21 protein-coding genes and 4 pseudogenes are annotated in these 21,315 nt (G+C 64.3%); 20 read left to right on the forward strand and 5 right to left on the reverse strand.

Annotated elements, in window-relative coordinates:
* Nucleotides 1–44: 44 nt before the first annotated feature.
* From JOE55_RS10215 to JOE55_RS10230, 4 genes are all read left to right on the forward strand, one after another.
* A complete protein-coding gene (locus JOE55_RS10215; protein WP_204782827.1) occupies nucleotides 45–341 on the forward strand; it encodes a hypothetical protein in 297 nt (98 codons plus the stop codon).
* Nucleotides 342–840: 499 nt separating this feature from the next.
* Nucleotides 841–2,787, forward strand: coding sequence for a hypothetical protein (locus tag JOE55_RS10220; RefSeq protein WP_338125472.1), 1,947 nt, complete (start codon nucleotides 841–843; stop codon nucleotides 2,785–2,787).
* A 284-nt stretch (nucleotides 2,788–3,071) separates the two neighbouring features.
* The gene (locus JOE55_RS10225) at nucleotides 3,072–3,386 is read left to right on the forward strand and encodes a nucleotidyltransferase family protein (RefSeq protein ID WP_129702494.1); all 315 of its coding nucleotides are present in this window, start codon (nucleotides 3,072–3,074) and stop codon (nucleotides 3,384–3,386) included.
* Complete coding sequence (locus JOE55_RS10230) at nucleotides 3,367–4,131, forward strand: hypothetical protein (protein ID WP_204782830.1); 765 nt, start codon at nucleotides 3,367–3,369, stop codon at nucleotides 4,129–4,131. The genes JOE55_RS10225 and JOE55_RS10230 overlap by 20 nt, the downstream gene beginning before the upstream one ends.
* Nucleotides 4,132–5,938: 1,807 nt before the next feature.
* On the opposite strand, the gene JOE55_RS10235 is transcribed toward JOE55_RS10230, so the two are convergent.
* Together JOE55_RS10235 and JOE55_RS10240 are read right to left on the reverse strand one after the other, a co-directional pair.
* A complete protein-coding gene (locus JOE55_RS10235) occupies nucleotides 5,939–6,196 on the reverse strand; it encodes a type II toxin-antitoxin system RelE family toxin (RefSeq protein WP_024291016.1) in 258 nt (85 codons plus the stop codon).
* Nucleotides 6,197–6,199: 3 nt separating this feature from the next.
* Entirely contained in the window at nucleotides 6,200–6,445 is a 246-nt protein-coding gene (locus tag JOE55_RS10240; protein ID WP_204782832.1) for a type II toxin-antitoxin system prevent-host-death family antitoxin, read from the reverse strand.
* A 226-nt stretch (nucleotides 6,446–6,671) separates the two neighbouring features.
* Here JOE55_RS10240 and JOE55_RS10245 point away from each other — a divergent pair.
* The 9 genes and pseudogenes from JOE55_RS10245 to JOE55_RS10280 form a co-directional block, all read left to right on the forward strand.
* A pseudogene (locus tag JOE55_RS10245) lies at nucleotides 6,672–6,797 on the forward strand (IS3 family transposase); the annotation flags it as partial.
* 148 nt (nucleotides 6,798–6,945) lie between these two features.
* Nucleotides 6,946–7,788, forward strand: a pseudogene (locus JOE55_RS10250) (IS3 family transposase); the annotation flags it as partial.
* An 84-nt stretch (nucleotides 7,789–7,872) separates the two neighbouring features.
* Complete coding sequence (locus JOE55_RS10255; protein ID WP_239546606.1) at nucleotides 7,873–9,090, forward strand: hypothetical protein; 1,218 nt, start codon at nucleotides 7,873–7,875, stop codon at nucleotides 9,088–9,090.
* 259 nt (nucleotides 9,091–9,349) lie between these two features.
* Nucleotides 9,350–9,652 carry a putative quinol monooxygenase gene (locus JOE55_RS10260; RefSeq protein WP_204782833.1) on the forward strand — a complete coding sequence of 101 codons (303 nt, stop codon included), beginning with the start codon at nucleotides 9,350–9,352 and terminating at the stop codon, nucleotides 9,650–9,652.
* A gap of 142 nt (nucleotides 9,653–9,794) precedes the next feature.
* A complete protein-coding gene (locus tag JOE55_RS10265) occupies nucleotides 9,795–10,922 on the forward strand; it encodes an NAD(P)/FAD-dependent oxidoreductase (protein WP_204782835.1) in 1,128 nt (375 codons plus the stop codon).
* A 605-nt stretch (nucleotides 10,923–11,527) separates the two neighbouring features.
* Nucleotides 11,528–12,307, forward strand: a complete 780-nt coding sequence (locus JOE55_RS10270; protein ID WP_338125473.1) for a BPL-N domain-containing protein — start codon at nucleotides 11,528–11,530, stop codon at nucleotides 12,305–12,307.
* 158 nt (nucleotides 12,308–12,465) lie between these two features.
* The gene (locus JOE55_RS10275) at nucleotides 12,466–12,747 is read left to right on the forward strand and encodes a type II toxin-antitoxin system RelE/ParE family toxin (protein ID WP_204782837.1); all 282 of its coding nucleotides are present in this window, start codon (nucleotides 12,466–12,468) and stop codon (nucleotides 12,745–12,747) included.
* Nucleotides 12,722–13,033 (forward strand): annotated as a pseudogene (locus JOE55_RS13185) (HigA family addiction module antitoxin); the annotation flags it as partial. The gene JOE55_RS10275 and the pseudogene JOE55_RS13185, both read left to right, overlap by 26 nt.
* Complete coding sequence (locus JOE55_RS10280) at nucleotides 13,033–14,142, forward strand: GNAT family N-acetyltransferase (protein WP_204782838.1); 1,110 nt, start codon at nucleotides 13,033–13,035, stop codon at nucleotides 14,140–14,142. The pseudogene JOE55_RS13185 and the gene JOE55_RS10280, both read left to right, overlap by 1 nt.
* A gap of 42 nt (nucleotides 14,143–14,184) precedes the next feature.
* Here JOE55_RS10280 and JOE55_RS10285 read toward each other — a convergent pair whose 3' ends face one another.
* From JOE55_RS10285 to JOE55_RS13190, 3 genes are all read right to left on the reverse strand, one after another.
* On the reverse strand, nucleotides 14,185–14,526 hold the full coding sequence (locus tag JOE55_RS10285) for a hypothetical protein (RefSeq protein WP_204782839.1): 342 nt from the start codon (nucleotides 14,524–14,526) through the stop codon (nucleotides 14,185–14,187).
* Nucleotides 14,527–14,641: 115 nt separating this feature from the next.
* Complete coding sequence (locus JOE55_RS10290; protein ID WP_204782840.1) at nucleotides 14,642–15,271, reverse strand: isochorismatase family protein; 630 nt, start codon at nucleotides 15,269–15,271, stop codon at nucleotides 14,642–14,644.
* An 86-nt stretch (nucleotides 15,272–15,357) separates the two neighbouring features.
* Complete coding sequence (locus JOE55_RS13190) at nucleotides 15,358–15,672, reverse strand: amidohydrolase family protein (protein WP_239546608.1); 315 nt, start codon at nucleotides 15,670–15,672, stop codon at nucleotides 15,358–15,360.
* A 364-nt stretch (nucleotides 15,673–16,036) separates the two neighbouring features.
* On the opposite strand from JOE55_RS13190, the gene JOE55_RS10300 reads away from it, so the two are divergent.
* From JOE55_RS10300 to JOE55_RS13605, 7 genes and pseudogenes are all read left to right on the forward strand, one after another.
* Complete coding sequence (locus JOE55_RS10300; RefSeq protein WP_204782841.1) at nucleotides 16,037–16,288, forward strand: LLM class flavin-dependent oxidoreductase; 252 nt, start codon at nucleotides 16,037–16,039, stop codon at nucleotides 16,286–16,288.
* Between the two features lie 42 nt (nucleotides 16,289–16,330).
* Complete coding sequence (locus JOE55_RS10305; RefSeq protein WP_061225161.1) at nucleotides 16,331–17,767, forward strand: recombinase family protein; 1,437 nt, start codon at nucleotides 16,331–16,333, stop codon at nucleotides 17,765–17,767.
* A gap of 182 nt (nucleotides 17,768–17,949) precedes the next feature.
* Complete coding sequence (locus tag JOE55_RS10310; RefSeq protein ID WP_053446998.1) at nucleotides 17,950–18,162, forward strand: hypothetical protein; 213 nt, start codon at nucleotides 17,950–17,952, stop codon at nucleotides 18,160–18,162.
* Nucleotides 18,162–18,410 (forward strand): helix-turn-helix domain-containing protein, encoded by a 249-nt coding sequence (locus JOE55_RS10315; protein ID WP_035123395.1) that lies wholly within the window; start codon nucleotides 18,162–18,164, stop codon nucleotides 18,408–18,410. Before JOE55_RS10310 ends, JOE55_RS10315 begins: the two co-directional genes overlap by 1 nt.
* Before the next feature lie 318 nt (nucleotides 18,411–18,728).
* Nucleotides 18,729–20,150, forward strand: a complete 1,422-nt coding sequence (locus tag JOE55_RS10320) for a Rep family protein (protein WP_053446999.1) — start codon at nucleotides 18,729–18,731, stop codon at nucleotides 20,148–20,150.
* The gene (locus JOE55_RS10325) at nucleotides 20,147–20,737 is read left to right on the forward strand and encodes a hypothetical protein (protein WP_035123391.1); all 591 of its coding nucleotides are present in this window, start codon (nucleotides 20,147–20,149) and stop codon (nucleotides 20,735–20,737) included. The genes JOE55_RS10320 and JOE55_RS10325 overlap by 4 nt, the downstream gene beginning before the upstream one ends.
* Nucleotides 20,734–21,147 (forward strand): annotated as a pseudogene (locus tag JOE55_RS13605) (relaxase/mobilization nuclease domain-containing protein); the annotation flags it as partial. The gene JOE55_RS10325 and the pseudogene JOE55_RS13605, both read left to right, overlap by 4 nt.
* Nucleotides 21,148–21,315: the final 168 nt, after the last annotated feature.

Genomic DNA, 21,315 nt, shown 5'->3' on the forward strand with positions numbered 1-21,315 from the left:
TCACCTAACGGTGCGGCAGTCCCCACCGCTGTAGCATGAAACACATGAACATATTTGATGATGTCAGAGCCGCCGCGCGGGAGATTGCGACGTTGCCTTCAGGCCTGAAGCCCAGCCATATTCAGCTCCGCCAATTGCATGACGCTCTATTGAAACTCCGTAAGCATGGCGACACAGCAGAGTTTGGATCGGATTACGCGAGAGAAAGCTACATTCGTGGTTGCGATGAACTCTTGGGAATATTCAAGAACGACCCGTCCGAGGCGGCAGATTACCTTCTCTCAGCCCCAATGGGAGAATATGCCCCCAACCCTTTAGACGGACTAGAAAAGCTGGTCTGAACCCTCATCACTCCACTCAGGACAGTGCCCGATTGGACAGGACCGAGTGGCCGTGTGGGCTAGGCGGCCGGAGGGGGTGTTGAATGGCGTAAAGTCTGTGAGGTTTGCGGTGTCCGAAACGTGGTGGAGTTCCGTTTCAATAACTAGTGAGATTCGTTGATGATTCTTGTCGAGTGTTGAGTCAGGACTAGTGCCCGGCGCTTTTGCAAGGGACCTACCCGCGTAGTTGTGCATCGTCCGTCGTGCGCCGCTCCGCGGTGGGGAGGAGCCCGATGGGGCGCGGGATTATGCCCATGGAGACGTAGGTCGTGTCCGCCTCGGGGTGATGCGCCGCTAGTTCGGCTCGCTTCCACGACAGAACGAGGAGCCGGCGCAACGATCGACGTGGACGACGGCTCCGCCCAAGGGGACTGCTGCACGATCAGGCAACAACTTCAAATTCGTGCCACTAGGCGCCCCCGAACTGTATAGAGTGACGCCTACCGGGAGGGAGATTCGAGTGTCGGAAAGCGGACCAGAGAAGAGACTGAAGTTCTTCGGCCTCAGCGACTACGGAACCTTCTGGCAGGCCGACCGCCTCCTAGAGCTCGTCCGTGAATTCGATGCTACTCGTGGCGATCAAGGCATAAACGACATCGTTGAGTTGCATCATCTCGCGTTGTTCCTAGAACACAAAGTTCTCCCGAAGGACCTGGCCGAAGCAGAGCGAGACGCGCCTCTGGCGCACGTCCCCGAGATCCGGAAAGTCATCGGCAGGTTTTTCGGCAAAGTGACTGACGCCACCTTCTCAACGCTCGTTCAGGACGTTGACTTTCAGTACCGCACAGACGTCCTCGATCTCCTCGGAAAGAACAAGGTCTTCGAGCGCTGCACTGACTCGATCGTGCTTGCTGCACTTCAAAAGCAGAGTTTCCACCCGCACGATCTGCTCTCATGCCAGGCACTCGTGCGTGCCTACGACCAGGAGATTCGGGCCCTGCTACTCGCTGGGCCGCGCAATGCTGAGCTGCTTGCGCGGAAGTTCCTCCAGTCCGAGGGGCGGGATCCAATCCATCTTCCGAAGAGCTTCACTCCCGCGGATCAGCGTGGCCTGTTTGACCGCTACCTCGATGAGGAAGAGCCCAACCTCAACTTCGTCAAGCTGATCGCATCCGCACGAGCTAACAAGAACACCGGCGTCGATGCACGACTGAAGCTAAAGGCTCGTCGCAAGGCAGATGCGCTCACGAAGAAGATGTTCGAGTCCACGGAGGGGATCAAGACCGGCTGCGAAGTGGGCATCTCGGCCGATCAGGTCGAAGAGGTCGTCCAGTCTTTGGACGGCATGGTTGGCAAGTACTCCTACAGTCGAACCTGGCTCACGGAGAACCTCGACTACCCGACTATCCTGAATAACTTCGTTCACCTGTTCCAGTTCGCCAACGACCACATGCTCCTGGAACTCCCTTCCTACGGAGCGCAACTTGGCGTCTTCGAGCGGTTCATGGGTACGCCGGGCAAGGGCGACTACCGGACGGGGGCGGCGTTCAGGCTCCAGGACCAGGCGTCCTTGCTCCAGACCTTGATGTACGAGCGCTTCCTCAGCTCCGAAGGTATAGAGCTCGAGTCGGTCATCGCTTGGTTCTTCACGGACTACCTTGAGCAGGAGTTCGGTGCCAAGGGGCTGAAGTACCGCGCCTCCAGCCCGACCGCTACCTACCTTGAGAAGAGCCGCCATCTGTTCTCAGAGATGGAGAGCGTCCTCAAGCAGTTCACGCTGCATGTCGACTACGGCGAGGTTGACCCGGAGCTGCTGACAATCACATCGGAGCAGCTTTCCTACAGCGACATCCCGAGTCAGGTTGTGGATAAGTACGCCTACGTTGCCAACAACGCAGACATCCAAGGAATTCAGCACCTGCTCTTCTCGGACCAATCCGGATTGGTGCACATCAGCAGCGATCTGGAGGCAGAGAGCTTCCTCCACTTGGTCATCGCCAATGACATCGCCTACGACCAGTTCCACGAGTACCAACAGCGCAACATCGACTTCCTGGTCGAGAAGGGCATCCTGACCGGAGATCGTGACCGAATTGCGTTTGCAAGCGCGACACAATTGCATGTGCTCAAGGAACTCTGGGAGTGCGAGGTGACGAGCTGTCTCCATCACTCGGCGGCCGGCCAGAAAGCCATTGACGAGATGGTGAGCGCCGGATGGCTGGCGCATCGATCAACGCTGCTCAGCGCCGCGGAGGTCAGCTACTTCAACTACTTCCTTAACGATAAGGAGTTCAGCAACGGACCTAGCCTGCGCAACCGCTACCTCCATGGATCACAGGCAGACGGTGACGACGACCGCGTTCACCGCCACACGTATCTAACAGCGCTCCGCCTACTCGTTGCGCTGGTCATCAAGATCAACGATGACTTCTGCCTGACGGATAACGCCGTGCTCGCGAAGGAATAGGGGCCGACCGCTGGCATGGTCGAGCCCTCTTCAGATCCCTAGTATGTGGCGTCTCAGCCGGGTTCCCTGCCGCCGTGATGGCGCGCTACCGCCTTCGTGGCGTCCAGCAGGCTGACCCACGTCGAGGGTGAGCCTGTGTCCCCTGATCAGTAGCGAGCACTGACCGTGGGGAGAGGGCGCACGTGAACCCCGTGTTCAGATGTACCTATGTGCCGGAACTCGGTGGAGTTTAGGTTCAATGTCTAACGTCTGGCGGCGCAGGCGTGCCCGCGTAACCTGAGGGCATGCCTATCAGCGCCGTGGCCGCGGAGGCTCTGGCTCTGCGAGAGCTCATCGAGTCGCGCCGCGACGAGCTCGACCGTCTGACCGCGAAGTACGGCGCGACGAGCCCGGTGTTTTTCGGATCGGTTGCGCGGGGCGATGCGCGTCCTGGTAGTGACTTCGACATCCTCGTGGAGGTCGACCGCGTGGACGGCAACGTGCTGATGCGTGCCTCCGGCCTCATGGAGGAGACGCGCGAGCTGCTCGGTACCGAGGCGGTGGAGATTCGCCCAGTTTGGCTAGTAGGAGATCCCAAACATGCAAGAGATTCAGCGTAGACCTCCCACGGATGTGCGGCGGCAGTTGCGGCGTGAGGTCGGGTTCGGTTGCCCTGTGGGTGGGTGCGGAAATCCCTATCTGGAATATCACCACTTCGATCCGCCATGGCATGTGGAGAGGCATCACAACCCAAGTGGGATGCTCGCTCTCTGCGCGAATCACCATGCCAAGGCGGACGCTCTGACTGTCGAGCAATGCCGAGAGCTCAAGACCGGGCCGCAATCTGCCACAGTACGAGGCCGGTTCGAGTGGATGCGACGTGAGGTCGTCGCGATTGTGGGCGGCAATTACTATCACGAGACGCCTCATATGGTCGTCTTTAGAGGTGAGCCCCTGATCTGGTTTGAGCGCGATGAGGACGGCTACCTTCTCCTTAACATGCGCATGCTGACCGCTTCGCATGAGCGTCGTGCTCAACTTCTGGCGAATGATTGGGATATTGCGGGTGATCCGCTAGATGTCGAGAGTCCGCCCAACGGGAGCTATCTACGGGTGCGCTACTCGAACGGCGATGATGTCCGAATCCGGTTCAAGCAGTGGGACTCCGCGGAGAGCCTAGGCGCGAAGCACCCCAGGATCCTTAGTCTCGAGGATACGATCTCATTTCCGCTTGTGACCGTTGAGATCGCTATGGTTGTCGGTGGCACTGGTGTCCGGTTCGATGCGCGATCAAGCGAGATTGGCGGACTAACAATGACCGGAAACATCATGAGTCATTGCGGGGCAGGCCTGGTGATTGATTGATGAACGGGGACGTGGTGGACTTCCGTTTCGCCGGGCCTTCTCCACGCCGATGCTATCCAGAGGTAACATGCCTTCACCGTGCAGGGAGACGAAGCGAAGGCTTCGCATCGCTTCCACGGAGTCGTGAAGGAGGTTGCGCACTGACCCGGCCTCTTCAAGGAGCGCGAACCCTTGGCGAATCGACAGCGCCGGGTGCAGTCCCGGTGGGCGGCCCTGCGACGGGCTCAATGCCATTCCCTCGGTCCCCCCCCCCCCCCCCCCCCCCCGCGCGCTTCTGTGGCCATCCTCTTGCCTAGGATAGGCGGGTGATGGCGCATCATGAGCGGCGTACGCTCGCCACCGCGCGAGTAGCTATTGCCAGAGGTAATTTGGCTACGGCACGTCAGTGAAATCCCGTTTCAGTGCATAGACTTCGACGAAATCCTCAGTTCCGCTTACTGAAGAGGCCAGGTTTTTCTGTTCTTCAGATATGTGTCGGGCACTCTGAGAGACTGTAGTCGCTCATGATGGCCGAATAGGTACTCGGTACCCGCAGTATATCCAGCAAAATATGTCAGTTCTGTAAAAATTTCACTCATCCATCGAGCATGGCTGAGAGAGTAAAACCGACCCCACTTCTGAGTTATCTGGCGCTCGTGGGTCATGAAACTCGCCTGAGTCGGGTCAGTAACTAACGAGCCGTCCTCGTGGAAATGGATCGTAACGCTGAAGTCGGCGAGAATGGCCCCGACTTGTCGTGATTTTGCGCGGGCGCGCTCCTCTCGTTTTGTGCCACGAAAGTGCTCGTCAAGTATTGGCTCGCAAACCGTGTCCCACCAGTGCGCGGTGGGTTCGTGAGGTGACCGATTCCCCGTCAAAGAAGCGAGGTTGGCGTAGCGGCCACGGCTGGCGGACGCAAAATCGTCGAAACTAGCTAATGTACCGGCTGCTATAGGACTTGCCGGTCGCTCGTATCTGAGCTCTAGCCCTCTCCTGTCTCCGACTCTCGCAACCTCGTCGGAGATATCCGAAATCGAGTGACCTTTTAAGCGAAGTTGCTTATCATTCAGGGGTCGGCCATGGGACAGGAGGTGATCACAAGTGAGGATGAGCTTCCCGAGTCTTTCTAGTCCATTTGAGAATCCAAACTGAGCTGCCGTATATCCTCCTTGGTTTGCATAGTCGGCGCGGCCGATCTCGTTTGCGCCCGAGTGAATGAGTTGTGCGGCTAGATCTGTCTCGCGGGCGAGCCCTTGCCAAATTGGATTGGAAAACGGTGTGGTTAGTGCACTCATGTGTCTGATACCTCCAAACGAATGTTGAGGGATCGGGGTGATGCGGCGGCTGTGTGAAGCTACAGCTTGATTGAAGATCCTAGCCCTAGCGGCCTCTCCTGCGCCGAAGACGCGCAAAGGCTGGCAGCACTCGGCCCGGTACTGGATCGACGAGCCCGTAGAGTCCGGCTTCACGTGATCGCCGCCGGGGCAAGGTTGGCACATAGGTGGGGCCGGGCACGATCCGCCAGGAGACGCTTGCTCGAAGGTTATTCGGCTACGGAACGCGGTGGAGTTCCGGTTCAACGTGTGAGCGAGTCGCCGTTCACCCTCGCGACCGGGTGAGTTTCTCTGCGAACTCCGTCAGGAACTGGTCGCCAGCCGCCGTGCTGCGGGGGGGGGGGGGGGGGGGGGCGACGGTGCCCAGGGGACATTGCCCTCGAGGTGATGCTACGCGGCGAGATGGGCGATGAGGGCCCGGGTGGAGTCGCTGGCGAGGCCTATGGTCTGGGCGCTCCGGCGCGCGTCAGCGATGCTCCGAGATCCGTCGCCGCTCATCGATAGACCTCTCTGCGGTGCCCGACCCGGAGGATCAGCACGACCAGCTCATCGTCCACGACGTCATAGACGACTCGGTAGTCACCGATTCGGATGCGCAACTCGCCCTCGCCGCCCTGAAGCTTGATGCAACCGGGTGGGCGAGGGTCATCAGCAAGGGCGTTGAGTGCCTCGAGAATACGTCGGGCGGTCTGACGGTCGAGCTTCCGAAGGGCTTTCGCCGCCGAGGCGACGTAGGTGACGCGATACGCCACGGATCAGAGTCCGAGCTCGGCGACCAGCTCCTCATGGGAGACGCGCTCGGTCTCTTCACGCGCGGCCGCCGCAGCACGGATGTCGGCCTGATCTTCCAATGCCTGGAGTGCGCGATCGTAGAACTCCGGGGACACGACGACCGCGCGACGACCAGCGCCGCGCGAGGTGATCTCGACGGGCTCGCGCTGTGCTGCGGCGATGAGTTCGGCCTGGCGGCTGCGGAAGTCGGAGAGCGTTACGGAAGTCATGTCCTGATGGTACATCTTGTACAAGATGGCGTGATGGTCACTTGCAGGGGCCCCTCTGCGCGGCGCCGTGATCGGGATGTCGAGGACCTGAGGATCCCGCCGGGGAACCAACCGTCTGGAGAGGCTTGCAGGCGATCGTCGCGGACAGCTCCGTCGGGCGGTCCGAGGCAAGGTGGCGCGCTTCCATGATCCCGTGTAGGTCGGGGCCCGAGCCCAGGGTGGCGAGATCGAGCTCGCGAACGCGATCTTCGAGTACATCGAGGTGTCCTACAACCGTCGTCGACGGCACTGCTGCCTCGAGTACGCGACACCCCACGACTACGACCTCGCCGGCATCCCGCGGGCACTGTGAATCGGCCCGGGTTTGATGCCGCTGCTGTTTGAGTCCGGAAGGATGGACAGCATGCCGAAGAAGATCGATCCCCAGCTGCGCGCCAGGTGCGTGCGGCTCGTCAGGGAGCACCTCCAGGAGTAACCCCACCCTCACTGCCGCGCTCGCCCGGCAGGAAGGCGCCTCGCTGGAGTCCGCGCGGCGCTGGCTCGCGCAGGCCGAGGTCGATCACGGAACCCGCCTCGCCGATCGGACCGTCACAGACGCCCTGGTCGAGGACAAGGTCCGCGACCTCGCCTGGAGGGCCAACCCCGTCACCGGGCAGGCCCCGATGACGCCCGAGGGCCTCTACGGACGGCGGAAGTGGGTCGCGCTGCTGCGCCGCCTGGAAGGCCTGGCCGGCACGTCCCGTGGGGCGGTGGACCGGGCGATGCGCACCCTCGGCCGCGAAGGTATCCGGCGGGCGAAGAAGCTCCGCACGACGATCGCCGATCCTGACGGGAAGCGAGCCGGTGACCTACTGAATCGCGACTTCACCGCTACCGCCCCGAACCTGGTCTAGGTCACCGACTTCACCTACGTCGGCACCTGGGCGGGGTTCGTCTACGTCGCGTTCGTCGTGGACGTCTTCGCTCAGCGGATCGTGGGCTGGCACGCGTCCTGGAGCTGCGCACCGATCTCGTCATGACGCCACTGCGGATCGCAGTACACGTCGATCCGGTACACCGAGCACCTCGACCTCGAGGGCATCACCCCGTCGATCGGGACCATCGGAGATGCCTTCGATATCGCGCTGATGGAGACGATCAACGGGCTCTACAAGACCGAGTGCGTCCGGGCCATCGTCTTCCACGCCGGCCCCTACCGGACCCTCGCGGACGTCGAGTTCGCGACTGCCGGCTGGGTCGACTGGTACAACAACCGGCACCTCAACGGCTCCCTCGGGATGCTGACCCCGATAGAGTTCGAGACGCTGCACAACGAGGCCCTCACCCGAGAGTCAGCCCGCACCCACAAAAGCAGCGGCGGAGAAACCGGGCCGATTCAGAGAAGCCGGCAGGAGCACGCGAACTGACAACGCGGAAGGAGTCGACTTTTGACGACTCACAAGAGTGAACCCATCGGGACGACGCAAAGCCCGACGGGGGAGGTAGTGGTCGGGGTGATAGCCGACCCCGTCGCCACCGCCCTGACAGTCGCGAAGCATCTCGAACGGGAACTGCCTGGCCTACTCGCCGAGCAGCTCGTTGACGGTCACTGGAGAGTGGAGGTGCACCGAGAGAGACTGCCTCCCAGTGACGAGAAGCGGTTTGAGATGATGGACCTGGCAGCCGAGCGTAAGCGGGAACATGGCTGGGACCTCGCGGTATGCGTGACCGACCTCCCACTGATGATCGACCGGCGCCCCGTCGTCGCTGACGCCGACCACAGTCGGAACCTGGCGGTGGTTTCACTGCCGGCCTTCGGGGCCATGAGCCTACGAAGGCGAGTTTCAGAGGTGGTGACACAGCTCATTGGGGACATGCGCGGCGGGACCACTCCGAAGAACGGGTCCCAGGCGCATCGGCGGTCACGGGTCCCGGCTCTGGGCGGTGCCTTCGAGTGGACGACCCCAAACCAAGACGGGGTCGACGTCCGTATCTTCGCGAACCGCGGGCGTCTTCGGCTGCTCGTGGGAATGGTCCGGGATAATCGTCCGTGGCGGCTGGTCTCCGGTCTCCGAGGGGCATTGGTGGGAGCGTTCGCGTTCAGCGCGTTCTATCTGTTGAACACCACGCTGTGGGAACTCGCACTCACCATGGCAGCGTGGCAGCTGGTCGCCGTCGTCGTTGCCTCAATTACGGTGATGATCACTTGGCTCATCGTCTATCACCACCTCTGGGAACGAGCCAAAGATCTGCCGCCGCAGGAACGTGAGCGAACGGTGCTGTTCAACGCGTCGACTGTCTTGACCCTCGCTATTGGGCTGACGTGCGGCTATGCGGGGCTGTTCGTCCTGAACCTGACTGCCGCGCTGATCGTCTTCACTCCGGAGGTGTTCAGCCAGTACGCCGGAGACGAATACGGACTGGGCGAGTATCTCCTGGTGACCCTGTTCGCGACCGCCGCTGCGACGATCGCGGGTGCGATTGGGTCTGGCTTCGAAAGTGAAGAGTCGGTGCTCGAGGCCGCCTATAGCTACCGGGAGCGCGCACGGCGCGAGGCGCGGCGCCGCTCACGCCGCGCAGAGAACAATGACAGCGCGGTCCACGACGCGGTGCAGAATGACGACACATCGCGTGCAGAGGACTCCGATGCAGGCCCGGACCGCTGAGGAGGCAATAGGTCGGCGGTGGATGGTGGGGCTGAAGTTCTTGGCGGACGTAAGTCCTGCCCGAATGAATGCCCGCTGAGGGATTCCTCAACGAGCTGCTACGCTCGTTTTTGGTACGACATAGAGGCGATTACCATAGCCATAGTGAATCGGCCCGGGTTCTCAGCCGCTCGCCGGAGGACCTGCCGGCGTTCTCCGAGGCGATCGTGTCCCAACTCGCGGGCACCACGACAAAGGAAGAAAAGGAAGAGGAGACATCATGAGTGTGACCAAGGGATTGCTGGTGAGGTTTGACGCGTTGCCCGGCAAGGAGGAGGACGTGAAGGAGTTCCTTGACAGCGGCCGTGCGCTTGTTGAGGAAGAGCCGGCGACCACCGCGTGGTTCGCGATCCGCCTCGGGCCCTCCTCCTTCGGGATCTTCGATGTGTTCCCCGATGACGCCGGACGTGACGCTCACCTGTCCGGCCCTGTTGCGGTAGCTCTCGGCGAGCAGACCGGTGCGTTGTTCTCCGAACCGACGATCGAGAAGCTCGACGTGTTGGGCTCCAAACTTCCCGCCTGACACCACAGACCGGGAGTACTGACCCCGACGTGAGGGGTCGTTGCGCGCGGTGACTTCGGGCTGACACAGCCCGTTGACGTCGTGGTAGCGGCCCCTTACTTTTGAGGTCTATCTCACATCCTTAACAGATCGAGGAACCGCGATGACAGGAACTGACGACGTTGCCCCGACGCGTTCACCCGAGGTAGCAGTGATCGGGGGCGGGATCGTCGGTCTGTCGACGGCGTACGCGCTGCGGGAGCAGGGCGTGCCGGTGCGCTTGTACGAGGCCGGTCTGCCCGGCGGGGGTCAGTCCGCGGGCGAGTCGCGGATCTTCCGGCATGCCCACGACGACCCGCGACTCGTCGCTTTCGCGCGCGAAAGCCGCGGTATATGGGATGAGTGGGCCGAACACTTCGACGTCGAGCTGGTCTCATCAGACGGTGTCGTGGCGATCGGCGACAGCGCCCTGGCGCGGCTGCGGGTGCTCGAGCAGGTCGGCGGCGTGGAAGCGCACGAGATCGATGCCGCCGAGCTCGCCCAGCGAATGCCGCTGCTCGCTGGGTACTCGGGGCCAGCGGTGCTCGACGAGTCGGGCGGCGCGATCCGCACCCGCGCCGCGATCACGGCACTCGCGGGTGCCCTCGCAGATGCCGTCACCACCGCGGAAGTCATCTCCATCGATCCCCGCGCCGACGGGACGGTCGAGGTGCGCAGCGTCACCGACCGGGCTGTCTTCTCCAAGGTGGTCGTGTGCGCCGGCCGCGAAACCGCCCGCCTGGCCCGCAGCGTCGGCCTGTCGCTGCCGGTTCGCCTTGCCGCGCACGTCCGGCTGACCTTCGATGTGAAAGCCGCCGCCCCGGCACGAGTCGCGTGCCTGCAGGACAGCAGCGGCGTCTTCGGCGAAGTCGGCGTGTACGCGACGCCGCTACCGGGCAACAGCAGTTATTCGGTCGGACTCAGCGACACCGTCGGCGTCCGCGACGACGGAACGTTCATCGACCCTGCAGCGATTCGATCGCTGGACGAACGCGCGCGCGAATATGTGACACGGGCGCTGCCCGGTCTCCACCCGGAGCCGCGCGACTTTCTTCACTGCTGGGTGACCGACCTCCCGTGGAGCGAGGACGGCGTGGCCGTGTGGGAGGCAGGCTCTGTCCTTTTTGTGGCCGGTCACAATCTGTTCAAGCAGGCACCTGCGCTGGGTCGCGCTCTTGCCCGGGCTGCGACCGGCGGCGGTCTCGCCGCCGACCTCACGCCCGCCGCTCGCCTCGGCGAAGCCCTGCGATAGTTCGCCTGACCCCAGAACGGACACACCCAATGGGTAAACGTCTCCTCGTCGAGGACGACGGCAGCCCGCCATGGGTCAACTCAAAAGTCGCGGCTGGATAGCAGTCACAGGCTCAACCACCTCGTCATGGGGTGTCTTCATCGTGAGGATCGGTACGCGGAGGTGCCGCAGCGGGATCCGTCACTGCGGGATCCGCTCGTGGTGCGACCCGGCGCGGGATGATGAAACCGCGTCGCAGTGCGGGGTTCGGACCTAGCCGTCAGGGTGTGAATCGGCCCGGGTTTGATGCCGCTGCTGTCCATCCTTCCGGACTCAAACAGCAGCGGCATCAACCCGGGCCGATTCACGTACTCGTGGGTCGAACCCAAGGACCCGCGCTACTGCGAGCCCCACATCCTCGTGTGCGAAGAGCCGGTCACCGCTCCCCGGCGTCGAAACCAGACCTGCAGACGAACTTTGAGCCAGCCGACCAGGCTGCGTGACGATCCAATGTCACCCATCCGAGCAGCAGCCCCTGACCTCGGGCCGCGTTCAACGATCAGAGGCCAGGAGCAGGCTGCACCGGTCGCTTTGGGCAGTAGACCAAGCCCACCTAGCATTGAAGTATGGGTACGTTCGAATCACCTGCTGGACGGTCGCGCCGGTCGGTCCTCGCGGGGCTGCTGACGGTCCCTTTCGCTGGGCTAGCGAACGGATGTGCACCAATCAGCAGGAACGACGACGAGACTCCGGATGCGCGGATCGCCCTCGTGTACCGCGGCCCGGCGGGGTGCGCAGGATGCTCGGAAACTCTTGCTGAGCGACTGTCGCAATCACCGCTTGGTATGGACGTTGCGTTTATCGGCCCGCATGAAGAATTCCCTCTCAAATCAAGTGCCCTTTCTGGAGTCGCTCTCTACGCTCAGCCCGGCGGTGGGGACGATATTCGTGCCGCTGCCCAGAGTTTTCCTGCGGATTTCATCCGCGGGGTGAGTGACTTTGTGGCTACCGGCGGTAGCTACCTCGGCATCTGCATGGGTGCATATCTCGCAGGAAGCGAGGGCTTCGGCTTTTTCAGTGAATCCGTCGAGGGGGAGGTGGGCGTTCCCGACTTCCCTGTGAAAGATAGTACGGATGATGTGGTGGCAGTCACGTGGGGCGACACGTTACGATGGACCTACTTTCAAGAAGGCGCGCGGTTGCCTGGGGACGGCGCTGAGGCCTACGCCCATTACGAGACAGGCGACCTCGCCGCCGCGTGTTATCGGTTTGGCGATGGAAGTGTGGGCTTGATTGGCCCTCATCCGGAGGCGGACGCAACCTGGTTCGAGGACGCCGATCTCTTTGATCAAGACGGCGACGACTGGCGATATGCGCTCCCGCTCGTCAAACGGGTTCTCAGTTGACCGTCGGGACGGCCAAGTGCGACACAATTGGCCCAAGGGGGAGTAACAAAGCCCACTCTTGTCCTCCGAAGGCTCACTCCAGCTGCGAAACGCCGTGGAGTTTCGGTTTAACTTCTGACGTCATTGATGCGATGCGTTAAGCCTGCCACGCTGGTCGCGTGATCAGGTCCTTCGCCAACAAGGCGACTGAGCGGCTCTGGAATGGCGACAAGTTGCCATCGGTTGATCCCCGTGTCCAGAAGGCCGTCCTTGGAAAGCTGACGCAGATCCACGCCGCCCGCTTTCTCGACTCGCTGCGTGTGCCTCCCGGCAATCGGCTGGAGTCGCTGGAACACGACCGGTCGGGGCAGCACAGCATTCGAGTCGATGATCAGTGGCGGATCTGCTTCCCCCGGAACGATGGAGGTGCTGAGGATGTCGAACTCGTCGACTATCACTGACAAGCGGGATCCCATCCACCCCGGTGTGGTCCTCATGGAGGACTTCATCGAAGGCTTCGGGATCACGCAGCACAAGCTGGCTGTCTCCATCGGCGTCCCACCGCGGCGCATCAACGAGATCGTGCACGGCAAGCGGGCGATCACTGCTGACACAGCGCTGCGGCTTGGGCGGTACTTCGGTATCGACCTCCAGTTCTGGCTCAATCTGCAGGCTCACTTCGACCTTGAGCTCGCGCAGGACCGGGCTGCCGAGCAGATCGCAGCGATCACTCCACTCGAAGCAGCGTGGCTCGGAAGCTCCCGACGGACCCCGGTCGCCCTATTGCCGGGATCATCGTCCGGCAGTACCGGCCAGACGATGCCCACTCCACCCGCCACGTCTTCGACAGGGCGATCCGCGGCACTGCGGCGCGCTTCTACGATCCGGCGCCGATCGAGGCCTGGGCCCAGGGCGGCGACGTCGACCTGGCGTCATGGAATGAGCGCCGCGAGCGAGCATGGACGATCGTAGCCGAGCTGGAGGGCCGCATCGTCGGGTTCGCGGACCTTTGCGACGGCGGCCTTCTCGACATGCTGTTCGTCCACCCGGACGCTGGTGAGCGCGGGGTGGCGCGTGCTCTGGTCTCGGCGGTTCTCGATCATGCCCGGCGGAACGGAGTGCCCCAGGTGACCACGTATGCGAGCCGGGCCGCTCGGGCAGTCTTCGAGAGGCTCGGTTTCGTCGTCGATCGTGAGAACTCGGAGAATCAGGTGCGCGGTGTTCTCGTGCCCAACTGCGAGATGCACATCGATCTGACCGAGGACGAGGATCAACTCATAGTCGCGACACATCCGTCAGTGCCGGAATCCGATACGGCCCCAACCTTGAGTCCACGTTCGGGAGATGCGGCGACGACGGAGCCGTCAGACCTCTCAGCGCTGCGCGTGAAGGATCTGCTGCAGCTGGAGGCAACCATCGTCTCCGAACTCCGAGGGAGGGGTCTGGTGCGCACCAACAACAAGCCGCTGGGTGACATCGCTGAGCAGATCGTGCTGGCGGCTCGGGGAGGCGTGCTCGAACCCAACTCGACGAAATCGCACGATGTGACCTCGCTCGATGGTCAAAAGATCCAGGTCAAGGCCATGGGGGCGCGCAAGGTCGGACGGGCGGGCACATTCAGCCCGTTCCGCAGCTTCGGCTTCGACACCGCAGTGTTTCTCGTCTTCGCCGCGGAGACCTTCGAGATCGTGCTCGCGCGCGAGGTCCCAGCTGCCGATATCGAGGCTGCGACGAGATGCATCCCTCATATCAACGGTCGCCAGCCGACGCTCCGCCAGATCGAATCCCTGGGCGACGACGTGACCGAGGAGATGCGGGCTGCGTACGCGGCACTCGATGCAGTGGCCAGGGCGTGACAGCTGCGAACAGAGCGATCCATCAGGATTGAAAGGCCTGGTTCAGGGCCCGCAGATCACCCAGGTGCCGATTCCGAGGAAGCAGTTCGGGCAGAAGTGCGCGGGTCTTGAGTTCTGGCGGTTCCTAGCGCCGGCCCCGTCGCCGATGCTATGCACCGGGTGCAGGACAGACCACAGCTTGCGACGCTCGTAGAACCATCGTTCGACGTCTCCGGCGGCTTCCATAGCTTCGCCTTCCGAGGAGAAGCCGCCGGTGTATCCGGGGTGGATGTGCAGGGCGGGGCCGCCGTCGCCGCGGATGGCCTTGATGTATCCGGTCGTGAGCTCGTATCCGCTGATCCCGATCGTCGAGGTGATGCGGCGCAGCAGCGGCCTGTTCTCCATCGGCATGCGCTTTGCCGTCAGGGCTTCATCGAGGGACGCAGTGCGCTGACGCTGTTCGGGTGCCTCCGGGGTTCCGCCGAACGGGGTGCTGCGGGAACATGATGACCTCGGGTCCTCAGCCGTCGGCGCGGCCGTTTGCAGCAGAGGTGACGAGATCGCTCTTGCCCAGAGCCTGGCCGGCCTGAATGGCAGCGATCCACGCGTCAGTGTCAGCGACGGCGGCCCAGTTCGAGTGCAGCAGGGCCATGAGCGTCTCGTGCACCTGCTGGGCGGAGGCGCGGCCGGCGTCGTTGGCGATGTCGATCGCGCCGGTGGCGTCGGAGAGGACCTCGACGGCGAATCCGAGCGGCTCGGCGCCGACGGCCGAGCCGATGACGCAGTTGTTGGTCATGTAGCCGACCAGGGTGACGGTGTCGACGTCCTGCTCGCGCAGCCACTCCGCCAGTCCGGTCTGGGCGAAGACGCTGGAGAACTGCTTGCTGACGCGCTTGGCGGCCCGGTCCTCGAAGGCCGCGATCTCAGGGTGGTTCCCGACGGTGGCCGATCTGGAGGCGAAGATCGGAGCGCCCTCGGGCAGCTCGTGCTGCACCAGGACCACGGGGAGGTCGGCGCTCTCAGCGGCCTCGATGGTCGACCGGATGCGAGCGAGCGACTGTTCGCGGGGCGGGTGCTGGATCGGCAGAAGGCCATCGAAGTACTCCTGCTGGGCGTCGATGACGATGAGGGCACGGCGAGGTGCGGTCATGACGGGCTCCTGTTCTGAAGATGCGCGCTCGTGTTCCCCGCCATCGTCGCAGACCCCCGTCGCGGCCGTCTGCCAGTTCCGACAGATCAGTGCGCGGACCCGAGGTAGAGATCGGCGGCGTTGTCCCAGAACACGGCGGAGACCTGCTCCGGGCTCAGCGACTGCGCTATGCGCTCGAGGTCGTGGACGCGGCGGGCCAGGGTCTCCAGGTCGTCGAGGTCCGCGGAGTCGCCGCGCGCGATGTCGAACCGCACGGCTCGGACGCCGGCGTCGTGCAGTGCCCGGACGTCGTCGTCGGGTGTGTCGCTGGGGATCTGCGTGACCCCCGCGAATGTGGGGCCCAGCGCGGCCAGCGCGTCGATCAGATACCCCTGGTCGAAGGCCTGGAACGATCCGGACACGACCGCGCCGCCGGCGATACCCAGCCCATAGGTGCGCGCGGTAGTCGTCGACGGTGAAGGGCGCGGGCATGAATCCGTTGTTCTCCACCAGGGGGTGAGCGGGATCGATGATGTGCAGGTGCGCGTCGAAGAGGGGCCGCGACGCCGGCGCGGCCTCAGCTGCTCCTCCGTGGCGTGCAGGGGCGCTGATGGGAGTGGCGTGATCCATCGGAGAGCATCCTTGCCCGCCCGCAGGGCCGGAGATGGCGAAACGGCAGGGGAGCGCTGAGGCTGCCCACTCATCGTGCGAGTGCCCGAGGGCGCGGTCAAGAGTCGGCTCGAGCACCCCGGGAATACGTGACACGTCCACCAGGTTGACGGGGGCATGAAGGCATTCGGATTCCTCAGCTTCGGTCACTACGGCTCCGGGCGCGGCCCCGGCGATCCCGACGCGCGTCAGGTCCTCCACGACGCCGTCGAGATCGCCGAGGGCGCCGACGAGACGGGCGTCAACGGCGCGTACTTCCGCGTCCACCACTTCGCGCGGCAGGGTGCGGCTCCGGTGCCGCTGCTCAGTGCCATCGCCGCGCGGACGCGGCGCATCGAGGTGGGCACCGGCGTCATCGACATGCGCTAGAGCATGTCGCGGTTGTGACACTCGTTCCGTAAGCTTGGTTGCATGGTCGAACTGGTAGCGCTGAGGAAGACGAACGAGGTGGCCGCGTACGTCCGCGCCTCCATGGACCGCAAGGGCGACCGCTGGACGGTCGATACGCAGCTGAGGAAGATCAGGGCGCTGGCCGAGGCCAAGGACTGGAACGTCGTCGAGGTCTACGAGGACAACGCCGTGTCGGCGACGAAGAAGCGCCGCGCTGGCACCCGCTGGGCCGAGATGCTGGACGACGCCCGCGCGGGCCGCTTCTCGATGGTGGTCGCCGTGGACATGGACCGGCTGCTGCGCAGCACGAAGGACCTCAACACCTTGATTGACCTGGGGCTGCGGGTCGTCACCGTGGACGGCGAGATCGACCTCTCGACGGCCGACGGTGAGTTCCGAGCGACGATGCTCGCGGCACTGGCCCGGTTCGAGGCCAGGCGTAAGGCGGAGCGTCAGATCAGGTCGAACGAGCGCCGACGCTTCGAGGGCATCCCGACGAGCGCCTGGAAGGCGTTCGGGTGGACGCGAGAGGGCGAGCTGATCCCGGAGGAGGCCGACGCCGTCCGGCGGGCCTTCGCCGCGTTCCTCGGCGAGCCGTCGCTGTCGATCCGGCGAATCCGCGAGGATCTGAACGGTGCCGGTCATCTCACCGCCCGCGGGTCGGAGTTCTCCGTCGATGCCGTGCGCTACCTCCTGGCGAACCCGCTCTACGCTGGCTACATCAAGCACTACGCGTCGGGCGAGCTGTACCCGGTGCAGGGCGACGCGTTCCCGCCCATCGTCGGCGAGCAAACGTGGCGGGCCGCGGTGGCGAAGCTGGAGGACAACGTGCGAAGGTCGGCGAGGCAGGGTAACCAGCCGAAGTACCTTCTGTCCACGATCGGGCTGTGCGGGAAGTGCGGCGCGACGCTCGTCTCCGGGACGAACAGTCGCAAGCAGCCGACGTACCGCTGCGGCGAGCAGTTCCATCTCACCCGCCAGCGCGAGCCCGTCGATGCGATGGTGACCGAGGCGGTGCTCACCCGCTTGTCCTCGGTGGATGTGCACAACCTCGTGATGCCGCAGGAGGACGATGGGCCAGATCACGAGGAGTTGCTGACGGAGCGGAACGCCCTGGTCGAGCGGGTGAAGGAGCTGAGCCCGCTGCTGCGTGACATCCATCAGCCGGTCCTGGAGATCACGGCGGCGATCAACGACGTGAAGGCCCGCATCGATGAGATCGACGCGGAGCTGCTCGACCGTTCGGTGTCGGTGGCGGCGAAGTTGCTCGCGGACGTGGACGAGCCGGTCGGCACCGCGGAGCGCCGCGAGGTGGTCGAGGCGAAGTGGAAGACGTTGGACGTGGACCGCCGCCGGATGCTCGTGGACGAGCTGGTGACGGTGACCATCGAGCCCATCGCGCCCGGTCACGTGAAGTTCGACCCCGACCTCATTCGTATAGAGCCGCGTCGCGACTGACACGCGAGTCGACTCGTCAGTGGACTGGTGAATCGACTCGTGGGAGGATGGTTGCAGACAAGAAGATCCCACCGGGGGCCAGACTTTGAAGCTGGCGGTACTACTCCCGGATGAGTAGCCGGTCAAACAGCCCAATTACCGTGGCGGGGAACCGGAAGCACACTCATGTTTGAGGACTTCCGATGTCTGTCGTTATCGACGCTCCCCGCGCATCTGCGCTGGACTGCCCTGGGCTCGACCAGGATTCGACCCCCGATCCGCAGGCTGATGGGCTCGATCCCGTCATCGCTGCCGCCCTCGCCGCCGGTCGCCGAGCTGGTGAGCGCCTGGCCCGCACGCCGCTGACTCCGCGCCAGCGGGCCGCGGTCGCCGCCGTGATGGGTGGTGATCGCTGATGAGCGCCAACTCCGCCGCCTTCGCCCACGTGAACGGCTTCCGCTGGCGTGTGGGCGACCCCACCCTCGCCGACAGCGAAGCGCACCTCTACGACCTCGGCGTGCTCCGCTCCGTGCTGGAGGAGGCCGTCGAGATGGCCGTCGCCGATGCCCGCGCCGACGGGGTGACCTGGGCCAAGATCGGCGACGCCCTCGGCGTCACGCATCAGGCCGTCATCAAGCGTTACCGCAAGGGTGGTGCCCGATGAACGCCGCCGAACGCACCAGCGCCACCGCTCCCGCTGACCTGACCAGCCCGACCGATGGGCCTGGCCTGGCATCCGCCGGAGGCGGGCTGCCCGTCGTCGTGATGCCCGTCCTCATCCGTGCTCCGCACTCCAAGAGTTCTGGAAGCCTCATCCGTTCCTACGGGCGCGGCAAGGGCTTGTCGATTGCCGCGCCATGCAACAACATGCCTGGTCAGCTGCCGGTTTCGCCTTCGCTCCACCGCGTGACCCCGCAGGATCATTTGGGGGTCAATAGGGGGTCATTTAAGGCGCCGCACGCTCCTTCCGACGTCCTGGGCGGTGGTCGCCGTGGCTAAGCAGGAGAACAACCCGACGAGCATCGGGCTCACGCAGTACCTCGATCCGTCGTACTGGACCTGGGCCGCCGAGGACGCGAACGGGGCCGCGCTGCTCCAGCAGGGAGCCGGGGCGATCCTCGCCTACGTGGTGCAGCGGCTCGAGGCGATCGGCTGTGAGGTCGTCGAGGCCTACGGCATCGTGCACGACAAGGACGAGCGCGAGGTCTGGAGCGACACCGAGAAGACCCTCGTGGTCGAGCCGAAGCCGGATCACCTGCACGCGGTGATCAAGTTCGCCAGCCGCGCGAAGAGCGCGCCTCTGGATCGGCTCGCGTTTGGCATCGGCGTCGAACCGCAGTACGTCGAGAAGCCCGGTCGCGGGCGGTACGCCTTCGACAACATGCTCTCGTACCTGACGCACGTGAAGTACGCGGACAAGCACCAGTACGCGCCTTCGGAGGTCGCCACGGTGCGCGGGCCGGACTACCTCGGCATCGACGCCCAGCGCCGGGAGACGTGGCTCAAGGGTCGCGCCCACGTGAAGAAGAAGGTCGTCGCCGAGAACTTCGAGGACATGCGCGAGCGCGTGCTCCAGGGCGAGATCACGCGCGATCAGATCATGCTTACCGATGAACTGTTCGACATCTACTCGCGGCATCAGCGGGAGATCGACGATGCCCTGTCCGCCTACGGTCAACGCCGCGCGTACCGGGCGGCGGCGAAGCTCCGCGCCGGTGAGTTCTCGACGCACGTGGTATTCGTGCACGGGGATGCCGGTATCGGCAAGACCCGGTTCGCCACGGACTTCATCACCGAGGCGATCAACGCGGCGAACGCCCACGGCGAGCGGTGGCAGGTCTACCGGGCCGCCACGGGGAACCCCCTCGATGACTGGCGCGGGGAGGAAGTGCTGCTGCTCGACGATCTGCGCGCCTCGGCGATGGACGCGAACGACTGGCTGCTGCTGCTCGATCCGTACAACGCCTCCCCGGCGAAGGCGCGCTATAAGAACAAGGGCGAGGTGGCCCCGCGTCTCATCGTCATCACGGCGACGATCGAGCCCGTCGAGTTCTTCTACTACGCCCGTCAGAAGGGCAACGTGGACGAGGCGCTGGACCAGTTCATCCGCCGCCTGGCCTCGGTCGTGAAGGTCTACCGTGCCGACGAGATCAACCGCTACCTCGTGCAGCACATCGGAAGGATCGAGCCCTACGAGTGGCATCAGTGCAGCGTTCCGGCCGCCGCGCACACGCCCGGCATGTACGGGAACGCGTACCACCGGAACGCCGGGTCGCGGGAACTGACCTACGGTCCGGAGACCTCGGCCGACCACGACGCGGACGGCGCGGTCGCGGAGCTGCTGAGCGGGCTCGCCGTGCGGAGTCCGGACGTGCCGCTGGCACTGATCGGAGGTGCCGCATGAGCACCGAACTGGACGCGCTCTTCCAGGGGGTCGAGGGGGCCGGAGGCCCCTCGCAAGCAGGCATGGAGGACACGAGCGTCAGCGATGTGTCCGACATGCCTACTGCTTGCCACTCTGGCGTACAGGTGGAGCAGCAGACCGACTCCCAGGTGAACACGGGTCGGGCTGATGCGGAGGCTGTGCGGCAGAGTCACGGCGGCGCGAAGCGTCGTCGTGGGGGCCGCGCGAAGCTCGATACCGACTTCGGAGAGGCCACGCTCGCGGCGCTTCGCACTCGTGCGAAGCGGCTCGGGCTGGCTCCGAGCACGTGGGTGCGGGCCGTCGTGCGCGATGCCCTCCACGCCTCTCGGAGCGAGGAGCTGGACGCCGCCGTGGCCGCGCACCTGCTCGGCGTCGAGGCGCGCGCGCAGGTGTCGGCGGACGCGCGCGAGCTGGCCGCGCAGATCCGCCCGCTGGCGATCAACGTCAACGACCTGGACCACCGAGCACGTGCCGGTGAGGCGGTGGCGCTGTCGTCGGAGGTGCCCGAGCTGATCGAGCTGCTGCGCGAGGTCCGCGCCCTGCTCGGTGATCGGACGGCGTCATGAGCACGACGCACTACAGCCCGAGCGCCAGCGCCGCCGACACGGTGCGCTATATCCGGGGCAAGGAGGACGAGCGGGGCGTCGCGATCACGTGCGATGTGCCGGGAGGCCCCGGCGCGTTCTCGGCGCGCGCTCGGGCGCTCACGCAGAACACGACGCGCGAGGTCGAGGCGCTGCACTACCGCCAGTCGTTCAGCGACGAGGAGTTCGACCCGAAGAACCCCGAACACGTGCAGCGGGTGAACGACCTGGGCTACCAGCTCGCCAAGAAGATGCACCCGGATTCCGACTGCCTCGTCGTCAGTCATGTGGATGGGCGGGGAAAGAAGCCGCACAACCATATTTTGGTTCTCAATCACAACAACCGCACGGGAAAGGCGCTCTCGGACTATCGCACGTTCCACGACCGCAAGGCCGGGAATCAGAAGGGCGTGCAGTCGGCGAACGACGAGCTGATGCGTGAGCACGGGCTCTCGGTCGTGAAGCGGCTGGAGCACGCGCCGAAGGACTGGGAGCTGCGCCGCGAAGACTTCGCCGAGGGGTCGCTCGACCGCGAGATGGGCGACCGGATGAGTGCGGCG

The sequence above is a fragment of the Kocuria palustris genome, from assembly GCF_016907795.1.
Classification (GTDB): Bacteria; Actinomycetota; Actinomycetes; order Actinomycetales; family Micrococcaceae; genus Kocuria; species Kocuria palustris.